Raw genomic sequence first — 19,871 nt, forward strand, 5'->3', positions numbered from 1 at the left:
GAATTTGGAGTTAGAACGATGCTGCAGCCAAAGCGCACAAAGTTCCGCAAGCAGTTCAAGGGCCGTATCCATGGTACCGCAAAGGGCGGCACCAACCTGGATTTCGGTGGTTTCGGGCTGAAGGCGCTGGAGCCGAACCGCGTCACCGCGCGTGAGATCGAGGCGGCCCGCCGCGCGATCACTCGTGAGATGAAGCGTGCCGGCCGCGTGTGGATCCGTATTTTCCCTGATGTGCCGGTGACGTCGAAGCCGACCGAAGTGCGCATGGGCAAGGGCAAGGGCGCTGTCGATTACTGGGCGGCGCGCGTCAAGCCGGGCCGCATCATGTTCGAGATCGACGGCGTCAACGAAGAAACCGCCCGTGAGGCGCTGCGTCTCGGCGCGGCCAAGCTCTCGGTCAGGACGCGCTTCGTACAGCGCATCGCAGAATAAGGACGGGCTGATCATGAAAGCCGAAGACATCCGGACGAAGACCCAGGACCAGCTGACCGACGATCTGGCCAGCCTGAAGAAGGAGCAGTTCAACCTGCGCTTCCAGAAGGCCACCGGCCAGCTCGAGAAGACCGCGCGCGTGCGGCAGGTTCGCAAGGACATTGCGCGTATCAAGACCATCGCTGCGGAAAAGTCCGCGGCCAAGAAGGCTTAAGGACGAAAATCATGCCAAAGCGCATTCTGCAGGGCACTGTCGTCAGCGACAAGAACGAGAAGACGGTAGTCGTCAAGGTCGAACGGCGCTTCACGCATCCCGTGATGAAGAAGACCGTGCGCATGACCAAGAAGTACAAGGCGCACGACGAGAACAACGCCCACAAGGTCGGCGATCAGGTGTTCATCCAGGAATCGAAGCCGATTTCCAAGGACAAGCGCTGGATCGTCGTGTCTTCGGACCAGGCGTAACAAACCGAATTTTGGACAGACCGGGGAGGGGCTTTGAGCCCGTCCCGTTAGAAGAGAAGAAGGCGGCCAGTCATGATTCAGATGCAAACAAACCTCGACGTCGCGGATAATTCCGGCGCCCGTCGTGTCATGTGCATCAAGGTGCTGGGCGGCTCGAAGCGGAAATACGCTTCCGTAGGCGACATCATCGTGGTGTCGATCAAGGAAGCCATTCCGCGCGGCCGCGTTAAGAAGGGCGATGTGATGAAGGCGGTCGTGGTTCGCACGGCCAAGGACATCCGCCGCCCGGACGGCAGCGTGATCCGTTTCGACAAGAACGCGGCCGTTCTCGTCGACAACAAGAAAGAGCCGATCGGCACGCGTATCTTCGGACCGGTTCCGCGCGAACTCCGCGCCAAGAACCACATGAAGATCATCTCGCTCGCGCCTGAAGTGCTGTAAGGAGCCGGACCAATGCAAAAGATTAGAAAAGGCGACAAGGTCGTCGTGCTGGCCGGCAAGGACAAGGGCCGTTCGGGCGAAGTCCTCTCGGTTCAGCCGAAGGAAGACACCGCGCTGGTGCGCGGCGTCAACATGATCCGTCGTCACCAGAAGCAGTCCCAGTCCCAAGAGGGCGGGATCATCACCAAGGAAGCGCCGATCCAGCTGTCGAACATCGCGCTCGCCGACCCCAAGGATGGCAAGCCGACCCGCGTCGGCTTCATCTTCCAGAAGGACGGCAAGAAGGTGCGCGTCGCCAAGCGCTCGGGAGAAGTCATCAATGGCTAAGGCTCAAACCACGAAGCCCAAGGCTGAAAGCAAACAGTCCAAGGCCCAGAACACGCCGCGCCTCAAGCAGGTCTACAACGAGACCATCCGCAAGGCGCTGCAGGAGCAGTTCGGCTACGAGAACGAGATGCAGGTTCCGCGCATCGACAAGATCGTGCTGAACATGGGCGTCGGCGAAGCGACCGCGGATTCGAAGAAGCCTTCGATCGCGGCCGAAGACCTGGCGATGATCGCCGGCCAGAAGGCCGTCGTCACCCGCGCCCGTAATTCGATCGCCGGCTTCAAGGTCCGCGAGAAGATGCCGATCGGCGCCAAGGTCACGCTGCGCAAGGAACGCATGTACGAGTTCCTCGACCGTCTCGTGAACATCGCACTGCCGCGCGTCCGCGACTTTCGCGGACTGAATCCGAAGAGCTTCGATGGCCGTGGCAACTACGCCATGGGCATCAAGGAACACATCGTGTTCCCGGAGATCAACTACGACAAGGTTGATCAGATCTGGGGCATGGACGTCATCGTTTGTACGACTGCGAAGACGGACGACGAAGCCAGGGCATTGCTCAAGGCCTTCAACTTCCCCTTCCGCCAGTAACGGCAGCGAGAAAAGGAAAAATCTGAAATGGCAAAGACCAGCTCAGTCGAGAAGAACAACAGGCGCCGCAAGCTTGCCGACCAGTACGGTCCCAAGCGCGCAGCGCTCAAGGCGATCATCATGGACCAGTCCAAGCCGATGGAAGAGCGTTTCCGCGCTCAGCTGAAGCTTGCTGCCCTGCCGCGCAACTCGGCCAAGATCCGCATCCGCAACCGCTGCGAAGTTACCGGCCGTCCGCGCGCCTATTATCGCAAGCTCAAAGTATCGCGCATCGCGCTTCGTGATCTCGGCAATAACGGCCAGATCCCGGGCCTGGTCAAGTCGAGCTGGTAAGGAGGACATAACATGTCATTGAGCGATCCTCTCGGCGATATGCTGACCCGCATCCGCAACGCGTATGGCCGTAAGAAGTCGAGCGTTTCGACGCCGGCGTCGCGCCTGCGTACCCGCGTCCTCGACGTGCTGAAGGCTGAAGGCTATATCCGCGACTACAGCCAGACCGACTTCGACAACGGCAAGTCCGAAATCGAAATCGAGCTGAAGTATTTCGACGGTGCTCCGGTCGTGCGCGAAATCGCCCGCGTCTCGAAGCCTGGCCGCCGCGTTTACGTCTCGGCCAAGTCGATCCCGCACGTCGCCAACGGCCTCGGCATCGCCATTCTTTCGACGCCGAAGGGCGTGATGGCCGATCACGAAGCACGCGAACAGAATGTCGGCGGCGAAATCCTCTGCCAGATTTTCTAAATCGGCAGACCTGAAACAAGAGAAGTGACGAGGACAACCAAATGTCTCGTATTGGAAAGAAACCCGTTTCGCTGCCGCAGGGCGTGACCGCGACCGTCAACGGCCAGACCGTGACGGCGAAGGGCCCCAAGGGCGAGCTGAAGTTCGTGGTGAACGACGAAGTGCTGGTCAAGATGGAAGGCAGCGAAATCGCTGTCCAGCCGCGCGACCAGACCAAGGCCGCCCGCTCCAAGTGGGGCATGTCGCGCACGCAGATCGTCAACATCCTGCAGGGCGTCAAGGACGGTTTCGAGAAGAAGCTCGAGATCACCGGCGTCGGCTATCGCGCGGCACTCCAGGGCAAGAACCTGCAGCTGGCGCTTGGCTTCAGCCACGACGTCGTTTACGAGACGCCGGCCGGCATCACGATCACTGTGCCGAAGCCGACGGAAATCACCGTGACCGGCATCGACAAGCAGCAGGTCGGCCAGGTTGCAGCCGAGATCCGCGAGTATCGCGGTCCCGAGCCCTACAAGGGCAAGGGTGTCCGCTATGCCGGCGAGAAGATCGTCCGCAAGGAAGGCAAGAAGAAGTAGTAGGCCTGGTCCCGAAAAGTTGCAGACTTTTCGGAAAAGGCCAAGCCAAAGAAGTGCAACGCCGCGGGGAGCGGTCGCGGGAGGCGCTTTCGCCTACCGCACATGGCGGCCCCCGTTTTTTGAAGGCAAGGAAGATTATCATGGCTACCAAGGAATCCATCCAGCGCCGCGCGCAGCGCGTCCGCCGCCAGATCAAGAAGGTCGCCGGCGAACGTCCGCGTCTCTCGGTCCACCGCACGTCGAAGAACATTTACGTGCAGGTCATCGACGACGCCAAGGGCCACACCATCGCGGCTGCATCGACGCTCGAGAAGGACATCAAGGGTTCGCTCAAGACCGGCGCCGACACCGAGGCAGCAGCCGCTGTTGGCAAGCTGATCGCCGAGCGTGCTTCGAAGGCCGGCGTCAAGGAAGTCGTCTTCGACCGCGGCGCCTACATCTATCACGGCCGCGTCAAGGCGCTGGCCGAGGCTGCCCGTGAAGGCGGTCTGAGCTTCTAATTGCCTGTTCCCGAACCGAAGGTCAGCGCAGCAAAAAGTTGCAGACTTTCGGACAAGATCATGCAAGGAAAAATAATTCGCCCCCGGTGACCCAAAGAGGCGCACCGGATCTTATCAGCAACCGTGCTTCCGGAAAAAAACAAGGAACAGGATATGGCACAGGAACGTAGGGATGGCGGCCGCGGCCGCGATCGTGAAGAACGCGATGACGGCATGGTGGACAAGCTCGTCCACATCAACCGTGTCGCCAAGGTCGTCAAGGGCGGCCGTCGCTTCGGTTTTGCAGCACTCGTCGTCGTCGGCGACCAGAAGGGCCGCGTCGGCTTCGGTCACGGCAAGGCGCGCGAAGTGCCGGAAGCGATCCGCAAGGCAACCGAGTCGGCCAAGCGCGACATGATTTTCGTGCCGCTGCGCTCGGGCCGCACGCTGCACCACGACGTCGAAGGACGCTGGGGCGCCGGACGCGTGCTGCTGCGCGCTGCCAAGCAGGGTACCGGCATCATCGCCGGCGGCCCGATGCGCGCTGTCTTCGAGACGCTCGGCATGCATGACGTGGTCGCCAAGTCGATGGGTTCGTCGAACCCCTACAACATGGTTCGTGCCACGTTCGACGCGCTGAAGAGCCAGATGCATCCCAAGGATGTGGCTGCTGCGCGCGGCATCAAGTATTCGACCCTTCAGGCCCGCCGCGGCACCGCCGTTGCGGCTGAAGAATAGTCGATCTGACCAGGGATTTTGACCATGGCCAAGAAAGCAACCAAGACCATTACCGTTGAGCAGATCGGTTCGCCGATCCGCCGCCCGAAGGAACAGCGCGCAACGCTGGTCGGCCTCGGCCTCAACAAGATGCACAAGCAGCGCACGCTGGAGGACACTCCCTCGGTGCGCGGCATGATCGCTGCCGTCCAGCATCTCGTCCGCGTCGTGGACGAGGGCTGAGCAAAAGCGCAGGAGAACCCAGATGAAACTCAACGATCTGCGTGACAAGGACGGCGCGACGCACTCCAAGAAGCGTCTCGGCCGTGGCATCGGCTCCGGCTCCGGCAAGACCGGCGGTCGCGGCGTCAAGGGCCAGAAGGCGCGCTCCGGCGTTGCCATCAACGGCTTCGAGGGCGGCCAGATGCCGCTCTATCGTCGCCTGCCGAAGCGTGGCTTCAATAACATCTTCGCCAAGAGCTTTGTCGTCGTGTCGCTGGCTCGTATCCAGACGGCGCTCGATGCCAAGAAGCTCGACGCCAAGGCGACCGTGACGGCCGAGGCACTCGTTGCCGCCGGCGTCATCCGCCGCGTCAAGGACGGCGTGCGCATCCTCTCGGACGGCGAGCTCAAGGCAAAGCTTGCCTTCGACGTCGCCGGCGCCTCCAAGGCCGCGATCGAGAAGATCGAAAAGGCCGGCGGTTCGGTCAAGCTGCCGGAAGCGGCAGCGGAGTAACGGCAATTTGAAGCGCGGTCGGCAGGAACGGTATCCGTTTTTGTTCACGATTGCGCTTTGATCCGATCAATTAGGCGGCCGCGTCAACGCGGCCGCTTGCATGTTTGGAGCCCGGAGCTTATCTCGTGAGCTTCGGTGCCACGCGCCGCCTGAGCTGCGGGCATCGAGCGTGACATACAAATCAAAGAAGTAGCGCATGACGTTGTCCGAAAACCGCTTCACACTTTTCGGCATCATGCTCTAGCGGAGAATCAGGCATGGCTTCGGCTGCTGAACAACTAGCCTCGAATCTGAATTTTGCGGCTTTCGCCAAGGCGGAGGACCTGAAGAAGCGAATCTGGTTCACCGTCGGCGCGCTGCTCGTCTATCGCCTCGGCACCTATATCCCGCTGCCCGGCATCAATCCGGATGCATTCGCGCAGGCCTTCTCTTCGCAGGCCAAGGGCGTGCTCGGCATGTTCAACATGTTCGCCGGCGGCGCCGTGCAGCGCATGGCGATCTTCGCGCTCGGCATCATGCCTTACATCTCAGCCTCCATCATCATGCAGCTGATGACCTCCGTCATTCCGTCGCTGGAAGCGCTGAAAAAGGAAGGCGAGCAGGGCCGCAAGGTCATCAACCAGTACACGCGCTACGGCACGGTACTCCTTGCGCTGGTGCAGGCCTACGGCATTTCGGTGGGCCTGGAAGGCGGCAACGGCATCGTCAACGATCCCGGCATGTTCTTCCGCATCTCGACCGTCGTCACGCTGGTTGGCGGCACCATGTTCCTGATGTGGCTGGGCGAGCAGATCACCGCCCGCGGCATCGGCAACGGCATTTCGCTGATCATCTTTTCCGGCATCGTCGCCGGCCTGCCGCGCGCCATCTCCGGCACGCTGGAGCTCGGCCGCACCGGCGCCCTATCGACCGGGCTGATACTCGCGATCATCGTGCTGGCCATCATCGTCATCGCGCTGATCGTGTTCTTCGAGCGCGCGCAGCGCCGCCTGCTGATCCAGTATCCGAAGCGCCAGGTCGGCAACCGCATGTTCCAGGGCGATACCTCGCATCTGCCGCTGAAGCTCAACACGTCGGGCGTCATTCCGCCGATCTTCGCGTCGTCGCTGCTTTTGCTGCCGGCAACGGTCGCTGGCTTCTCGCAGACGACAAACCTGCCGGCATGGGCAAGCACCGTGCTCGCTTCGCTCGGCCACGGCCAGCCGCTCTACATGCTGTTCTATGCGGCAATGATCGTGTTCTTCGCCTTCTTCTACACGGCCATCGTGTTCAATCCGAAGGACACCGCCGACCAGCTCAAGAAGCATTCCGGCTTCATTCCGGGCTACCGTCCGGGTGAGCGCACCGCCGATTACATCGACTATGTCCTGACGCGCATCACCGTCGTCGGCGCCATCTATCTGGTGCTGGTGTGCCTGCTGCCCGAGTTCCTGATTTCGGCGACTGGCGTACCATTCTACCTCGGTGGCACATCGCTTCTGATCGTGGTCAGTGTAACCCTCGATACGGTGGCGCAGATCCAGGGTCACCTGATCGCGCACCAGTATGAGGGCCTGATCAAGAAGTCGAAGCTGCGCGGGGGGAAGAAGGCCAGATGAGATTGATATTGCTTGGGCCGCCAGGAGCGGGCAAGGGGACGCAAGCACAAAGACTGGTAGAAAAATACGGCATACCGCAGCTGTCGACGGGCGACATGCTGCGGGCGGCCGTGCAGGCCGGCACCGAAGTCGGCAAGCGCGCCAAGGCGGTGATGGATGCCGGCGAGCTGGTTTCCGACGCAATCGTCAACGCCATCGTGGCCGAGCGCATCGATCAGCCCGATTGCACCAACGGTTTCATCCTCGACGGATATCCGCGCACGCTGGTGCAAGCCGATGCGGTTGAATCGATGCTCGCCGAGCGCGGCATTGGCCTCGATGCCGTGATCGAGTTCGTCGTCGACGACAAAGCGCTGGTCGGCCGCATCGTCAAGCGCGCCGACGACGCCAAGGCCGCCGGACAGCCGGTGCGCAAGGACGACAATCCGGTGGTGTTCGAAGAGCGCCTGCGGGAATATTACAAGAAGACGGCGCCGCTGATCGGCTATTATTACGCCAAACGCTCGCTTAGGAGTGTCGACGGCATGGCTCCTGTCGACACCGTGACGGCGGAGATTGAAGCGCTGCTCGCGGCGGTGACGCGGGAGACCGTTACGGTAAAGTAAAGATTGCGCTTGACCGGAACGGTTCGCTGGGTTATGGCGGCCCGTCTTCCTATCAGGCATGAGGCTTGCTTGTCCGCAAGGGCAAGGCAGCCGCATTGAAACCAGGGAACTCCCGCAAGGGCCGGCCTCCACCGGACGCGGGGTAATTTGAACAGCGCCGCGCATGCCTTGTTTTGAAGGCCGGCCGGTCCCACATGGAGAAGAGAAGAATATGGCTCGTATAGCCGGCGTCAACATTCCGACCAACAAGCGCGTCGTCATTGCGCTTCAGTACATTCACGGCATCGGCAAGAAGTTCGCCCAGGAGATCGTCGACAAGGTCGGCATCCCGGCCGAGCGCCGCGTCAACCAGTTGACCGACGCGGAAGTGCTGCAGATCCGCGAGACCATCGACCGCGACTACCAGGTCGAAGGCGACCTGCGCCGCGAAGTGTCGATGAACATCAAGCGTCTCATGGACCTCGGCTGCTACCGCGGCCTGCGTCACCGCCGTTCGCTACCGGTTCGCGGTCAGCGCACGCACACCAATGCACGCACCCGCAAGGGCCCGGCCAAGTCGATCGCCGGCAAGAAAAAGTAAGTGAGCGAATAGCGAGTAGCCATTAGCGAGTAGGGTCCCTATTCGCTAATCCCTGCTCACTACTCGCTTTCAAAGGTGGAGCCGCTGGCATTACGGCGGTGTAGAGATCAACTGAAAGGACTATCATGGCCAAGGAAGCCGCTCGTGTTCGCCGTCGCGAACGCAAGAACATCTCGTCGGGCGTTGCCCACGTCAATTCGACCTTCAACAACACGATGATCACCATCACCGACGCGCAGGGCAATTCGATTGCCTGGTCGTCGGCCGGTGCCCAGGGCTTCAAGGGTTCGCGCAAGTCGACCCCGTTCGCCGCCCAGATGGCTGCCGAAGACGTCGCCAAGAAGGCCCAGGAACACGGCATGCGCATGCTCGAAGTCGAGGTCTGCGGACCCGGCTCCGGTCGTGAATCGGCGCTTCGCGCCCTGCAGGCTGCCGGCTTCACCATCACCTCGATCCGTGATGTGACGCCGATCCCGCACAATGGCTGCCGCCCGCGCAAGAAGCGCCGCGTCTAAGACATTACCGAACGCCGCGTGAGCGCCTCAAGGCGCTCCTCCACGGCACTCCAGGTCGCCCGCCACGATTGGATGGTGGCGGGTCAACGGAAGGAAAGCATCATGATCCAGAAAAATTGGCAGGAACTGATCAAGCCGAACAAGATCGAGTTCTCGTCGAAGAAGAAGACGCTGACCACGCTGGTCGCCGAGCCGCTCGAGCGTGGCTTCGGCCTGACGCTCGGCAACGCGCTGCGCCGCGTGCTTTTGTCTTCGCTGCGCGGTGCGGCTGTCACCGCCGTGCAGATCGACGGCGTTCTGCATGAATTCTCGTCGATTGCCGGCGTGCGTGAGGACGTGACCGACATCGTCCTCAACATCAAGGAAATCGCCATCCGCATGGAAGGCGATGGTCCCAAGCGCATGGTCGTTCGCAAGCAGGGCCCGGGTGCGGTTCTGGCTGGCGACATCCAGACGGTTGGCGACGTCGAGATCCTCAACCCCGACCACGTCATCTGCACGCTGGACGAGGGCGCTGAAATCCGCATGGAATTCACCGTCGACACCGGCAAGGGTTACGTGCCGGCCGACCGCAACCGCGCCGAAGACGCGCCGATCGGCCTGATCCCGGTCGACAGCCTGTATTCGCCGGTCAAGAAGGTCTCCTACAAGGTCGAGAACACCCGCGAGGGCCAGGTTCTCGACTATGACAAGCTGACCATGACCATCGAGACCGACGGTTCGATCTCGGGCGAGGACGCGGTGGCATTCGCTGCCCGCATCCTGCAGGACCAGCTTGGCCTGTTCGTCAATTTCGACGAGCCGCAGAAGGAAGTCGCCACCGAGGCAGTCACCGAGCTTGCCTTCAACCCGGCGCTGCTCAAGAAGGTCGACGAACTCGAGCTTTCGGTGCGTTCGGCCAACTGCCTGAAGAACGACAACATCGTCTACATCGGCGATCTCATCCAGAAGACCGAAGCCGAGATGCTGCGCACCCCGAACTTCGGCCGCAAGTCGCTGAACGAGATCAAGGAAGTGCTCGCGGCGATGGGCCTGCACCTCGGCATGGAAGTGCCGGACTGGCCGCCGGAAAACATCGAAGACCTCGCCAAGCGTTACGAAGACCAATATTGAGCATGAATTTCCAAGGATCGGCGGCGTGGGCCGCTCGATCCGACGGTCATGCGGAAAACCATCAGAGGCCGTGGCCTCTTGAACAACTGAAGAAGGAAAAGAGCCATGCGCCACGGTTTTAAAGGCCGCCGCTTCGCCCGAAGCATTAGCCATCGCAAGTCGATGTTCGCCAACCTCGCCGTGTCGCTGCTCGAACATGAGCAGATCGTCACCACCCTGCCGAAGGCGAAGGATTTGCGTCCAATCGTCGAGAAGCTGGTGACGCTCGGCAAGCGCGGCGACTTGCATGCGCGCCGCCAGGTCATTGCCCAGATCGGCAATGAAGGCGTCGTCAAGCGTTTGTTCGACACGATTGCGCCGCGCTACGCCGACCGCAACGGCGGCTATCTGCGCATCATGAAGGCGGGCTTCCGCCACGGCGACAATGCCGCCATGGCGGTCATCGAGTTCGTCGACCGCGACACCGACGCCAAGGGCGCCGGCGACCGCGCCCGCCTCGAAGCCGAAGGCGCCAACGAGGAAGCCACTGCCGCATAAGGCTCGGTTTTCGCAAATGACTTTCAAGGGGCCTTCGGGCCCCTTTTTTGCATTGTCGCAAGGGCATGCTTCGCCGGGCTTTTTTTGCCTGCCGGCCAAGTGCTTTTGCACGACAATCGCCGCATTTCAGTGCATTAGCCTTTCATTCTGCACAATCGTCGGGACAATGCCCCCGAACTTGCCTTGGAGGATTCGCGAATGCGCGCCAACCGACTGTCTCTTGTTCTGCTCTTCGCCATGATGGCGTTCGCAGCCGCGCCGACAGTCAGGCAGGCTCTGGCTGAGGACGCCGCCAAGCCAGCCGATCCAGGGCTCTCCGATGTGCTGACCGACCTCCTGCATGGCGTCGAAGGCGAGAACGGCACCTCCGGTCCCGACAAGCGCGTGCCGTTCGGCCGCGAAGAGGTGCAGCTGTCGTTTGCGCCCCTGGTCAAGCAGACGGCGCCGGCGGTGGTCAATGTCTATGCGTCGCAGACGGCCAAGGTCACGTCGCCCTTTGACGGCGATCCGTTCTTCGAGGAATTTTTCGGCCGCGCGCAGCCGCGCGCTCAATCCTCGCTCGGCTCGGGCGTGCTGGTCGACCCGAGCGGCGTCGTCGTCACCAATTTCCACGTGATCAAGGATGCCGACGAGGTCAAGGTCGCGACCGCCGACGGGCGCGAATTCACCTCGAAGGTCATGCTCAAGGACGAGACGCTCGACCTCGCCGTGCTCAAGATCACCTCCGACAAGCCGTTTCCGGTGATCGCCATCGGCGATTCCGACGCGCTCGAGGTCGGCGACCTGGTGCTGGCCATCGGCAATCCGTTCGGCGTCGGCCAGACCACCACCAGCGGCATCGTGTCGGCGCTTGCCCGCAGCCATATCGGCGTTTCGGATTCGGGCTACTTCATCCAGACCGACGCCGCCATCAATCCCGGCAATTCCGGCGGCGCGCTGATCAACATGGGCGGCCAGCTGGTCGGCATCAACACCGCCATCTACAGCCGCAGCGGCGGCTCGATCGGCATCGGCTTTGCCATCCCCGCCAACATGGTGCGCGCCTTCGCCGACGCGGCCAAGGCCGGGCTCGATTTCTTCGAGCGGCCCTATATAGGCGCCGAGTTCGAAGCGGTCACACCGCAGATCGCCGAATCGCTCGGCATGGAGAAGCCGACCGGCGCGCTGGTGTCGTCGGTTGAGGAAGCCGGACCGGCGGCCAAGGCAGGGCTGAAGCCCGGCGATGTCGTGCTGCAGCTCAATGGCACGACGGTCGAAGGCATCGAGGCGCTGGATTACCGCATGGCGACCCTGTCGATCGGCACCAAGGCGACCTTCGCCATCCTGAGCAAGGGCCAGCAGGCGACGATGGAGATTGCACTAGAGCGCGCGCCGGAAGGCGCCAAGGCGTCGGAAGTGACCCTGCATGGCCGCAGCCCGTTCTCCGGCGCCAAGGTCGCGGAACTGTCGCCCAGGCTCGCCCAGCGGCTCGGCCTGCGCACCGACCTCAAGGGGGTCACCGTGGTCGACATCAACCGCGATTCGCCGGCCGCCGATTTCGGCTTCCAGCCGGGCGACATCGTGCGCGAGGTGAACGGCACGACGGTCGATACGGCGGCGACACTGGCGCAGCTTGCCCAGCAGGATACACGCTGGTGGCGCTTTACCGTCGAGCGCGGCGGGCAGATACTGCGCCAGGTGTTGCGTTACTGAGGCGATCTTCCCATTTCTGAGGATCGTGCTCCAACCAGAAGACCTAGATGGCCGATCTGTTCAGCGTCGATGAACCGGAAAGAGCGCCGCCCGGCCGGCCTTTGGCCGATCGGCTGCGCCCGAAAAACCTTGGCGAGGTCGTCGGCCAGGAGCATCTGACCGGCCCCGACGGCGCACTGACGCGGCTCATCAACTCCGGTTCGCTCGGCTCGATGATTTTCTGGGGGCCACCCGGCACCGGCAAGACCACCGTGGCGCGGCTGCTGGCCGGCGAGACCAGCCTTGCCTTCGAGCAGATCTCAGCGGTGTTTTCCGGCGTTGCCGATTTGAAGAAAGTGTTCGAGGCGGCAAAGCTGCGTCGCACCAATGGCCGCCAGACGCTGCTGTTCGTCGACGAGATCCATCGCTTCAACCGCGCCCAGCAGGATTCGTTTCTCCCGGTCATGGAGGACGGCACCGTCGTGCTGGTTGGCGCCACGACCGAAAATCCGTCCTTCGAGCTGAACGCCGCGCTTTTGTCGCGCGCGCGGGTACTGGTGTTTCACTCGCTGGGCGAGGAGAGCATCGCCAAGCTGATGACGCGCGCGGAGGAGACGGAGGGCAGGGCGCTGCCGCTCGACGAAGAGGCGCGGGCGATGCTCATCCGCATGAGCGATGGTGACGGCCGGGCCTCGCTGACGCTGGCCGAGGAAGTCTGGCGCGCCGCCAAACCCGGCGAGGTTTTCGATCCCGAAGGGCTGCAGCGCATCGTCCAGCGCCGCGCGCCGATCTATGACAAGGGCCAGGACGGTCACTACAATCTGATCTCCGCGCTGCACAAATCGGTGCGTGGGTCCGACCCGGACGCGGCGCTTTATTATCTTGCCCGCATGTTCGACGCCGGCGAGGATCCACTCTATCTCGGCCGCCGGCTGGTGCGCATGGCGATGGAGGATATCGGGCTGGCCGACCCGCAGGCGCTGGTTATCGCCAACGCCGCCAAGGACGCCTACGACTATCTCGGCTCGCCCGAAGGCGAACTGGCCTTCGCCGAGGCCACCGTCTATCTCGCCACCGCGCCCAAATCCAACGCCGTCTATACCGCCTTCAAGGCAGCCACGCGGGCGGCGAAGGAGTTCGGTTCGCTGCTGCCGCCCAAGCACATCCTCAACGCGCCGACCAAGCTGATGAAAGAGGAGGATTACGGCGCCGGCTACCGCTACGATCACGACCAGCCCGATGCCTTTTCCGGCCAGGACTATTTCCCCGAAAAGATGGGCCGGCAGACCTTTTACGATCCGCCCGAACGCGGCTTCGAGCGCGATATCAAGAAACGGCTGGACTATTGGGCAAAGCTGCGCAGCGAGCGGGAAAAATAGGTGCGCGGGACAAACGTGACGAACTCGGCCTGCCCGCGATGAACTGAAATTCTGTCCCCGCCAGTCACAGCAGTGTGATTGTACCGCATGACAAAAAGCCCTATCACGTCGCATGACTCGGCCGGGAGGCTGCCAGGACGGGCGATAATTCGGAACGGGGACAGCGCGCCGCGCGAACAGAAAATGACAAAATCCCTTCGCAAAACGCTTCGCCAGGCTGTGATTGCTGTCCCGCTGCTCGCGCTCGGCTTCTATTTCATTCCGATCCTGACCACGATCTGGATCGTCTGCGGCCTGATCGATGTGCTGCGCAACGCCAACAAGGATCTGTCGCTGTTGCGCGGCTATTTCCTCGGCAATGGCATCTTCACCTGGCTGCTGTCGCCCTTCAATCTGCTGGTGGACCTCGTTTGCTACAGGAACCCGGGCGTGTGGAAGCTGGAGCAGTTTCCCGCCGATTATCAGCGCGAGGTCAACGAGGTTCTTGACGTCTTCAAGGCGCGCAAGGACGAGATCATCGCCGATATCGACGCCAATTTCGGCACCGGTCGTCGCGGCATGTATGTCTATCAGTGGTACGGCAAGCACCGGATCGACAATGTCGCGGAATTCAACAAGGATTTCAAATTCATCAAGACCATTGCCGTATCTGTCTTCAGAGGCAAGGAATCGACTTCCTGGCATTTCGGACCGCTGCGGCTCAGCCTGCGCATCCTCTACAATCTCTTGCCGGTGAAGGCAGAGGTTTTCGTCGAATGCAACGGCGCGAGGAATTACTGGCACGACAACCCGCTCTATATTTTCGACGACACGCTGCTGCACCGCTCGGTCAACGAGTATGACGGACGCCGCTACTGCGTGTTCATGGACATCATCCGCCCGTCGCCGTTCCCCGGCTTCATCGCCGGACTTCTGGCCATCGTTTCGGTAACCGTCGAGCGCATCAATTCCATGTTCTACAAGAACTGGAAGATGATCGGCTCGAGCAAGGCAAAGAAGGTCGAGACGACCTGAGGCGTTGGCCTGAAGGGATTGACCGCACTGCCTTGGCCGGGCAGTAAACGGGCATGTTCAATCTGCTTCTTGTTGTGGTCGGCGGCGGCATCGGCGCCGGCATCCGCCACCTGACCAACATCGGCGCCTTGCGCCTCGTCGGCCCCAACTACCCCTGGGGGACGATGGCGATCAACATCGTCGGCTCCTTTGCCATGGGGCTGTTCGTCGCCGCGCTGATGCGGCGCGGCGGTTCCAATGAGCTCCGGCTGTTCGTCGCCACGGGCGTCCTTGGCGGCTTCACCACCTTCTCCGCCTTTTCGCTCGATTTCGCGACCCTATGGGAGCGCGGAGCGACGCTGCCGGCGTTGGGATATGCGCTGGCCAGCGTCGTTGGCGCCATTATTGCCCTGTTTCTGGGACTTTGGCTCGCAAGAACCGTTTCATAGTGTTATTGCCCCGACCTGGAGCACGCCGCATCCTTTGGACGCGCTGCAGAAACTTTGATCTTGCGCATGATCCTTTCCGAAGGCCGGAGTAGATTTTCGGGGTCACGCGTTAGAAACGGATAAAGCGAAAATCATGGCAGGCGTAGAACAGATCACGGTGGAGGCCGGCGAGGCGGGCATGCGGCTCGATCGCTGGTTCAAGACCCATTTCCCCGGCCTCGGCTTTGGCCATCTGCAGAAGTTGCTGCGCTCGGGCCAGATCCGCGTCGATGGCAGCCGGGTCAAGGCCGACAGCCGTGTCGAGCCCGGCCAGGTGGTGCGTGTGCCGCCGCTCGAGGTCGACAAGAAGGGCGAGAGTGCGCTTACGGGTTACTCGATCCGCAACCAGGGCGACGCCGATGTGCTGGCCAAGATGCTGATCCACGAAGATCCAAAAGTCTTCGTCTTCAACAAGCCGGCGGGCCTGGCGGTGCAAGGCGGCTCGGGCGTCACCCGCAATGTCGACGACATGCTGGAGGCCTGGCGCAGCCAGAAGGGCGAGAAGCCGCGCCTGGTGCACCGGCTCGACCGCGACACGTCGGGCGTGCTGGTGGTTGCCCGCACCAGGCTTGCGGCGATGAAGCTTTCCGAGTCATTCCGGGCGCGCGAGACCAAGAAGACCTATTGGGCGCTGGTCAAGGGCGTCCCGCCCAAGCGTGAGGACAAGATCTCGACCTGGCTGATCAAGGAGCCGACCGAGGACGGCGACCGCGTGCGCGTGGCAGCCCATGGCGAAAAGGGCGCCGACCACGCCGTGTCCTACTACCGCATCATCGAGCAGGCGGCTCAGACGATGACCTGGCTGGAAATGGAGCCGTACACTGGCCGCACCCACCAGCTGCGCGTTCATGCCGCCTATATCGGCTGCCCGATCCTTGGCGACCCCAAATATTTCGAGGCCGACACCAACTGGGACTTTCCGGGCGGCATTCAGAACCGCCTGCATCTGCATGCGCGCCGCATCGTCATTCCGCACCCGGACAAGGGCGTCATCGACGTCACCGCGCCGATGCCGCCGCATATGCGCCAGAGCTGGAACCTGATCGGCTTCGACGACGCCAGCGCGGAGGACTGACATTGGCCGTTGCCTCGGCATTGGATCGCCGCGATGCGGTCGATCTGGCGGCTGCTTCCATCATGGTCGGGCTGACCTTTTCCTGGGGGCTGAACTATGTCGCCGCCAAGATCTACTATGACGGCTTCGATCCGGTTTTCGTCTCGATCGCACGTTCGATCATCGGCGGGCTCTGTGTGCTCGGCTGGTGCTGGCTGCGCGGCATCAGTCTGTTTAAGGCCGACGGGTCGCTTGTCGCCGGCATCATCGTCGGCGTGCTGTTCGGCGTCGAGTTCCTGTGCCTCTATATCGGGCTGGAATACACGACCGTTGCCCGCAACACGCTGCTGGTCAACACCATGCCGTTCTGGGTCCTGATCGGCGGCCATTTCCTGCTCGGTGAGCGTATCAACGCGCGCAAGCTTGGCGGGCTCGTTCTCGCCTTCTGCGGCCTGGTGGCGGTGTTTTCCGACGGGATTGCCGGCGGCACCGAGATGACCTTGATGGGCGATCTGCTCAGCCTCGGCTCCGGTATCCTGTGGGCGGCGACCAGCATCGTCATCAAGCGTTCGAAACTGGTCGAGACCAGTGCCGAGAAATTGCTGCTTTATCAGTTGGCCGGTGCGGCCATTGTCGGTGTCCTGGTGATGCCTTTCGCCGGCCCGCCGATCCGCGCGGTCAGTGCCTTGCCGGCATTGGCGCTGCTGTTCCAGTCGCTCTATATAGTTGCCTTCACCTATGTGCTGTGGTTCTGGCTGCTCAGGCGCTATCCGGCATCGGCCCTGTCGAGCTTCGCTTTCCTGTCGCCGGTGTTCGGCGTCCTCTGCGGCGCTATCATTCTGGGCGAGGCGCCTACGACCAGGATCTTTGTGGCGCTTGGGCTGATCGCTGTCGGCCTGATCATCGTCAACCGGCCGGCGCGCAAGCAGGTACCTGGATAGAAAGTTCGACCATGCGTGACATCCTCAACGACCTCGAAGCGGGAAAGCATCTGTCCGATCCGGATCCGGTCCGCCGCGCCCAGATCCAGATGAAGACGCACCTGCCGAAGCGCTTCTACAAGGACGTGTCGGTCGTAGCTGTGGAGGACGGTTTTGCCGTCCACCTCGATGGCAAGCCGGTGCGCACGCCGGGCAAGGCGCTGCTGGCGCTGCCGACCGAAAACGCCGCCGCCCTGGTCGCCAATGAGTTCGCTGCACAGGGCGAGACCATCGACCCGGTCACGATGCCGGTGCTGCGTCTGGTCAACACCGCCATCGACGGCGTCGCCAGCGGCCCGCAGGCGGTGCTGGAGGACGTCTTGCGCTTCGCCTCGTCCGATCTGACCTGCTACCGCGCCGACGCGCCACAGGGGCTGGTCGAGCGGCAGAACCAGCATTGGGATCCGGTGATCGACTGGGCGAGGGTGACATTAGGGGCTCGATTCAACCTCGCCGAGGGCATTATCCATGTCGAACAGCCGCGCGAGAGCATCGCAGTGCTCGGCGCTCATCTTGCCCAGCGTGCCGAGCCGCTGCGGCTGGCCGCAATCCATGTCATGACTTCGCTGACCGGGTCGGCGCTGCTGGCGCTGGCGGTCGATTACGGCGCGCTCGATGGCGACGCGGCTTGGGCCGCCGGCCATGTCGACGAGGACTGGCAGATCGAGCATTGGGGCCAGGATGCCGAGGCTGTCGCACGCCGCTCGGCCCGCAAACGCGACATGATGGCGGCCGTCGGCCTGCTCGATGCGCTGAAGACCTGATCCTCGGCCTTTGCCGCACTGCACCTAATACCAAAGTCATAAACCCAAGGTCTGTCTGCCTCCGGCGGTCGCTTTCTGTCATTTTTTACGCTGATGGCTGGTTTGAGTCGCGTTCAGAGGGAACGCCGACGATGACGCCCAGCGTCGAAGGCAGACGATTCACGGGAGGACAGTTCAATGGCATTGGCATCGACCGCCGGCGGAGCCAGCCGCGGCATGACACGAGAGGAGAAGAAGGTCATCTTCGCCTCCTCGCTGGGCGCGGTTTTCGAATGGTATGATTTCTATCTCTACGGAGCGTTGGCCGGCGCGATCGGCTTGACCTTCTTCAACTCGTTTCCCGAAAGCACCCGCTACATCTTCACGCTGCTGGTCTTCGCCGCCGGCTTCATCGTGCGCCCGTTCGGCGCGCTGGTGTTCGGCCGCATCGGCGATCTCGTCGGCCGCAAATACACATTCCTTGTCACCATCATGATCATGGGTCTGTCGACTTTCCTTGTCGGCCTGCTTCCGGGTTCAGAGACACTGGGCATTCTGGCGCCGATCCTGTTGATCGCGCTGCGCATGCTGCAGGGCCTGGCGCTTGGCGGTGAGTACGGCGGCGCCGCGACCTATGTCGCGGAACATGCGCCGGATGACCGTCGCGGCTTCTACACGTCATGGATCCAGACGACGGCGACGCTCGGCCTTTTCCTGTCGCTGATTGTCATCCTGCTAGTGCAGAATTCGGTAAGCAAGGACGCCTTCAACGCCTGGGGATGGCGCATTCCGTTCCTGGTCTCGGCTATCCTGCTCGGCATTTCGGTCTGGATCCGGCTGTCGCTTTCGGAATCGCCGACCTTCCTGCGCATGAAGGAGGAGGGCAAGAGTTCCAAGGCGCCGCTGTCGGAAGCCTTCGGCCAATGGAAAAACGCCAAGATCGCCATCCTGGCGCTGTTCGGCCTCACCGCCGGTCAGGCCGTGGTCTGGTACAATGGTCAGTTCTACGCACTGTTCTTCCTGGCCAATGTGCTCAAGGTCGACGCGCAGTCGGTGAACATCATGATCGCCATTGCGCTGGCACTCGGCACGGGCTTCTTCGTCTTCTTCGGCTGGCTGTCCGACAAGATCGGCCGCAAGCCGATCATCATGGCCGGCCTTGCGCTGGCGGTCGTCACCACCTTCCCGCTGTTCAAGGCGTTGACCTGGGCCGCCAATCCGGCGCTCGCCACCGCACAGCAGAACACGCGCGCCACGGTGACGGCGGCTCCGGGAGACTGCAACTTCCAGTTCAATCCGACCGGCACGCGCGTACCGGTCAGTTCGTGCGATATCGCGACCGATTTCCTTGCCAAGAACTCGGTGCCTTACGACATCGTCTCGACGGCGGCGGCGGGGACCCCGGCGAGTGTCATGATCGGCAGCGAAACCGTGGCGTCTTATGATGCCAAGGCCGCAGGCGACAAGAAGGCTGCCAGCGACGCTGCCTTCAAGAAGGGTATCAACCTCGCGCTTCAGGGTGGCGGTTATCCGCTGAAGCGTGCTGCCGCCAAGGTTGCCGACCAGAAGCTCGACGCCTTTGTCGCGGCCAATCCTGAACTGAAGCTCGACGCGGCAGCCATCCGCGCCGGCGAAAAGACCGCAGTCCCGACCGAACAGGCGATCAAGGACAAGGTGCTGACCAAGGACGAAGCCGCGGGCGCCACCGAGGTGACCGTCTACAGCGTTCCGGCAGCGGGCGCCTTCGCGATGTTTGCCGACCCCGCACAGGTCAACTGGGCAAAGGTCATCGGCATCCTGTTCATCCTGGTCCTCTACGTGACCATGGTCTACGGGCCGATCGCGGCGATCCTGGTCGAGATGTTCCCGACACGCATCCGCTACAGCGGCATGTCACTGCCCTATCACATCGGCAATGGCTGGTTCGGCGGCCTGCTGCCCGCGATCGTGTTCGCGTTCAGCGCCTACAAGGGCGATATCTATTACGGCCTTTGGTATCCGGTGGTGATCGCGGCGGTGACGCTGATCATCGGCATGATCTTCGTCAGGGATACGCTCGGCACCGACCTGCATACCAAGCAGTAGCCGACGGCTCTGTATCAAACAA

The 19,871-nt window shown here is 62.2% G+C and carries 27 protein-coding genes; all 27 read left to right on the forward strand.

Annotated elements, in window-relative coordinates; all coding sequences use genetic code 11:
- The first annotated feature begins 18 nt into the window (after nucleotides 1–18).
- The 27 genes from rplP (at nucleotide 19) to NKI64_RS30125 (ending at nucleotide 19,849) form a co-directional block, all read left to right on the forward strand.
- Complete coding sequence (gene rplP, locus NKI64_RS29995) at nucleotides 19–432, forward strand: 50S ribosomal protein L16 (protein ID WP_006205460.1); 414 nt, start codon at nucleotides 19–21, stop codon at nucleotides 430–432.
- Between the two features lie 13 nt (nucleotides 433–445).
- Entirely contained in the window at nucleotides 446–646 is a 201-nt protein-coding gene (rpmC, locus tag NKI64_RS30000; protein ID WP_006205459.1) for a 50S ribosomal protein L29, read from the forward strand.
- A gap of 11 nt (nucleotides 647–657) precedes the next feature.
- Nucleotides 658–897, forward strand: a complete 240-nt coding sequence (gene rpsQ, locus NKI64_RS30005; protein ID WP_010909280.1) for a 30S ribosomal protein S17 — start codon at nucleotides 658–660, stop codon at nucleotides 895–897.
- Between the two features lie 72 nt (nucleotides 898–969).
- Entirely contained in the window at nucleotides 970–1,338 is a 369-nt protein-coding gene (gene rplN, locus NKI64_RS30010) for a 50S ribosomal protein L14 (protein WP_006205457.1), read from the forward strand.
- A 12-nt stretch (nucleotides 1,339–1,350) separates the two neighbouring features.
- Complete coding sequence (gene rplX / locus NKI64_RS30015) at nucleotides 1,351–1,665, forward strand: 50S ribosomal protein L24 (protein WP_013531428.1); 315 nt, start codon at nucleotides 1,351–1,353, stop codon at nucleotides 1,663–1,665.
- Entirely contained in the window at nucleotides 1,658–2,257 is a 600-nt protein-coding gene (gene rplE, locus NKI64_RS30020; RefSeq protein WP_023672755.1) for a 50S ribosomal protein L5, read from the forward strand. Before rplX ends, rplE begins: the two co-directional genes overlap by 8 nt.
- Nucleotides 2,258–2,284: 27 nt before the next feature.
- Nucleotides 2,285–2,590 carry a 30S ribosomal protein S14 gene (gene rpsN / locus NKI64_RS30025; RefSeq protein WP_010909282.1) on the forward strand — a complete coding sequence of 102 codons (306 nt, stop codon included), beginning with the start codon at nucleotides 2,285–2,287 and terminating at the stop codon, nucleotides 2,588–2,590.
- A 12-nt stretch (nucleotides 2,591–2,602) separates the two neighbouring features.
- Nucleotides 2,603–3,001: a 30S ribosomal protein S8 gene (rpsH, locus tag NKI64_RS30030; RefSeq protein WP_006205453.1), complete on the forward strand. Its 399-nt coding sequence runs from the start codon at nucleotides 2,603–2,605 to the stop codon at nucleotides 2,999–3,001.
- 41 nt (nucleotides 3,002–3,042) lie between these two features.
- A complete protein-coding gene (gene rplF, locus NKI64_RS30035) occupies nucleotides 3,043–3,576 on the forward strand; it encodes a 50S ribosomal protein L6 (RefSeq protein ID WP_023688413.1) in 534 nt (177 codons plus the stop codon).
- 140 nt (nucleotides 3,577–3,716) lie between these two features.
- Nucleotides 3,717–4,076, forward strand: a complete 360-nt coding sequence (gene rplR, locus NKI64_RS30040) for a 50S ribosomal protein L18 (RefSeq protein ID WP_352671751.1) — start codon at nucleotides 3,717–3,719, stop codon at nucleotides 4,074–4,076.
- A 153-nt stretch (nucleotides 4,077–4,229) separates the two neighbouring features.
- Nucleotides 4,230–4,793, forward strand: coding sequence for a 30S ribosomal protein S5 (gene rpsE, locus NKI64_RS30045; RefSeq protein ID WP_006333394.1), 564 nt, complete (start codon nucleotides 4,230–4,232; stop codon nucleotides 4,791–4,793).
- A 24-nt stretch (nucleotides 4,794–4,817) separates the two neighbouring features.
- Nucleotides 4,818–5,015, forward strand: coding sequence for a 50S ribosomal protein L30 (rpmD, locus tag NKI64_RS30050; RefSeq protein WP_006205449.1), 198 nt, complete (start codon nucleotides 4,818–4,820; stop codon nucleotides 5,013–5,015).
- Nucleotides 5,016–5,037: 22 nt separating this feature from the next.
- Complete coding sequence (rplO, locus tag NKI64_RS30055; protein ID WP_023672760.1) at nucleotides 5,038–5,508, forward strand: 50S ribosomal protein L15; 471 nt, start codon at nucleotides 5,038–5,040, stop codon at nucleotides 5,506–5,508.
- A gap of 257 nt (nucleotides 5,509–5,765) precedes the next feature.
- The gene (secY, locus tag NKI64_RS30060) at nucleotides 5,766–7,106 is read left to right on the forward strand and encodes a preprotein translocase subunit SecY (protein ID WP_023672761.1); all 1,341 of its coding nucleotides are present in this window, start codon (nucleotides 5,766–5,768) and stop codon (nucleotides 7,104–7,106) included.
- On the forward strand, nucleotides 7,103–7,711 hold the full coding sequence (locus NKI64_RS30065; protein WP_023701778.1) for an adenylate kinase: 609 nt from the start codon (nucleotides 7,103–7,105) through the stop codon (nucleotides 7,709–7,711). The genes secY and NKI64_RS30065 overlap by 4 nt, the downstream gene beginning before the upstream one ends.
- Nucleotides 7,712–7,922: 211 nt before the next feature.
- Nucleotides 7,923–8,291: a 30S ribosomal protein S13 gene (rpsM, locus tag NKI64_RS30070; protein ID WP_006205445.1), complete on the forward strand. Its 369-nt coding sequence runs from the start codon at nucleotides 7,923–7,925 to the stop codon at nucleotides 8,289–8,291.
- 125 nt (nucleotides 8,292–8,416) lie between these two features.
- Nucleotides 8,417–8,806 (forward strand): 30S ribosomal protein S11, encoded by a 390-nt coding sequence (rpsK, locus tag NKI64_RS30075; RefSeq protein ID WP_006205444.1) that lies wholly within the window; start codon nucleotides 8,417–8,419, stop codon nucleotides 8,804–8,806.
- A 102-nt stretch (nucleotides 8,807–8,908) separates the two neighbouring features.
- Nucleotides 8,909–9,919 (forward strand): DNA-directed RNA polymerase subunit alpha, encoded by a 1,011-nt coding sequence (locus NKI64_RS30080; RefSeq protein WP_023682599.1) that lies wholly within the window; start codon nucleotides 8,909–8,911, stop codon nucleotides 9,917–9,919.
- Between the two features lie 105 nt (nucleotides 9,920–10,024).
- Nucleotides 10,025–10,456, forward strand: coding sequence for a 50S ribosomal protein L17 (rplQ, locus tag NKI64_RS30085; protein WP_023691248.1), 432 nt, complete (start codon nucleotides 10,025–10,027; stop codon nucleotides 10,454–10,456).
- A 198-nt stretch (nucleotides 10,457–10,654) separates the two neighbouring features.
- Nucleotides 10,655–12,148 carry a DegQ family serine endoprotease gene (locus tag NKI64_RS30090; protein WP_023688416.1) on the forward strand — a complete coding sequence of 498 codons (1,494 nt, stop codon included), beginning with the start codon at nucleotides 10,655–10,657 and terminating at the stop codon, nucleotides 12,146–12,148.
- 47 nt (nucleotides 12,149–12,195) lie between these two features.
- The gene (locus NKI64_RS30095) at nucleotides 12,196–13,506 is read left to right on the forward strand and encodes a replication-associated recombination protein A (RefSeq protein WP_023701776.1); all 1,311 of its coding nucleotides are present in this window, start codon (nucleotides 12,196–12,198) and stop codon (nucleotides 13,504–13,506) included.
- 183 nt (nucleotides 13,507–13,689) lie between these two features.
- Complete coding sequence (locus NKI64_RS30100; RefSeq protein ID WP_352671756.1) at nucleotides 13,690–14,520, forward strand: aspartyl/asparaginyl beta-hydroxylase domain-containing protein; 831 nt, start codon at nucleotides 13,690–13,692, stop codon at nucleotides 14,518–14,520.
- Nucleotides 14,521–14,573: 53 nt separating this feature from the next.
- Nucleotides 14,574–14,948 (forward strand): fluoride efflux transporter CrcB, encoded by a 375-nt coding sequence (crcB, locus tag NKI64_RS30105; protein WP_023698806.1) that lies wholly within the window; start codon nucleotides 14,574–14,576, stop codon nucleotides 14,946–14,948.
- A gap of 133 nt (nucleotides 14,949–15,081) precedes the next feature.
- On the forward strand, nucleotides 15,082–16,062 hold the full coding sequence (locus tag NKI64_RS30110; RefSeq protein WP_023691252.1) for an RluA family pseudouridine synthase: 981 nt from the start codon (nucleotides 15,082–15,084) through the stop codon (nucleotides 16,060–16,062).
- A gap of 62 nt (nucleotides 16,063–16,124) precedes the next feature.
- Nucleotides 16,125–16,982 (forward strand): DMT family transporter, encoded by an 858-nt coding sequence (locus NKI64_RS30115; RefSeq protein ID WP_502901411.1) that lies wholly within the window; start codon nucleotides 16,125–16,127, stop codon nucleotides 16,980–16,982.
- A gap of 11 nt (nucleotides 16,983–16,993) precedes the next feature.
- Nucleotides 16,994–17,785: an ATP12 family chaperone protein gene (locus NKI64_RS30120; RefSeq protein WP_023714165.1), complete on the forward strand. Its 792-nt coding sequence runs from the start codon at nucleotides 16,994–16,996 to the stop codon at nucleotides 17,783–17,785.
- Between the two features lie 177 nt (nucleotides 17,786–17,962).
- The gene (locus NKI64_RS30125) at nucleotides 17,963–19,849 is read left to right on the forward strand and encodes an MFS transporter (protein ID WP_023682590.1); all 1,887 of its coding nucleotides are present in this window, start codon (nucleotides 17,963–17,965) and stop codon (nucleotides 19,847–19,849) included.
- The last annotated feature ends 22 nt before the right edge of the window (nucleotides 19,850–19,871 follow it).

The organism is Mesorhizobium sp. M0478 (assembly GCF_040321305.1).
Lineage (GTDB): Bacteria > Pseudomonadota > Alphaproteobacteria > Rhizobiales > Rhizobiaceae > Mesorhizobium.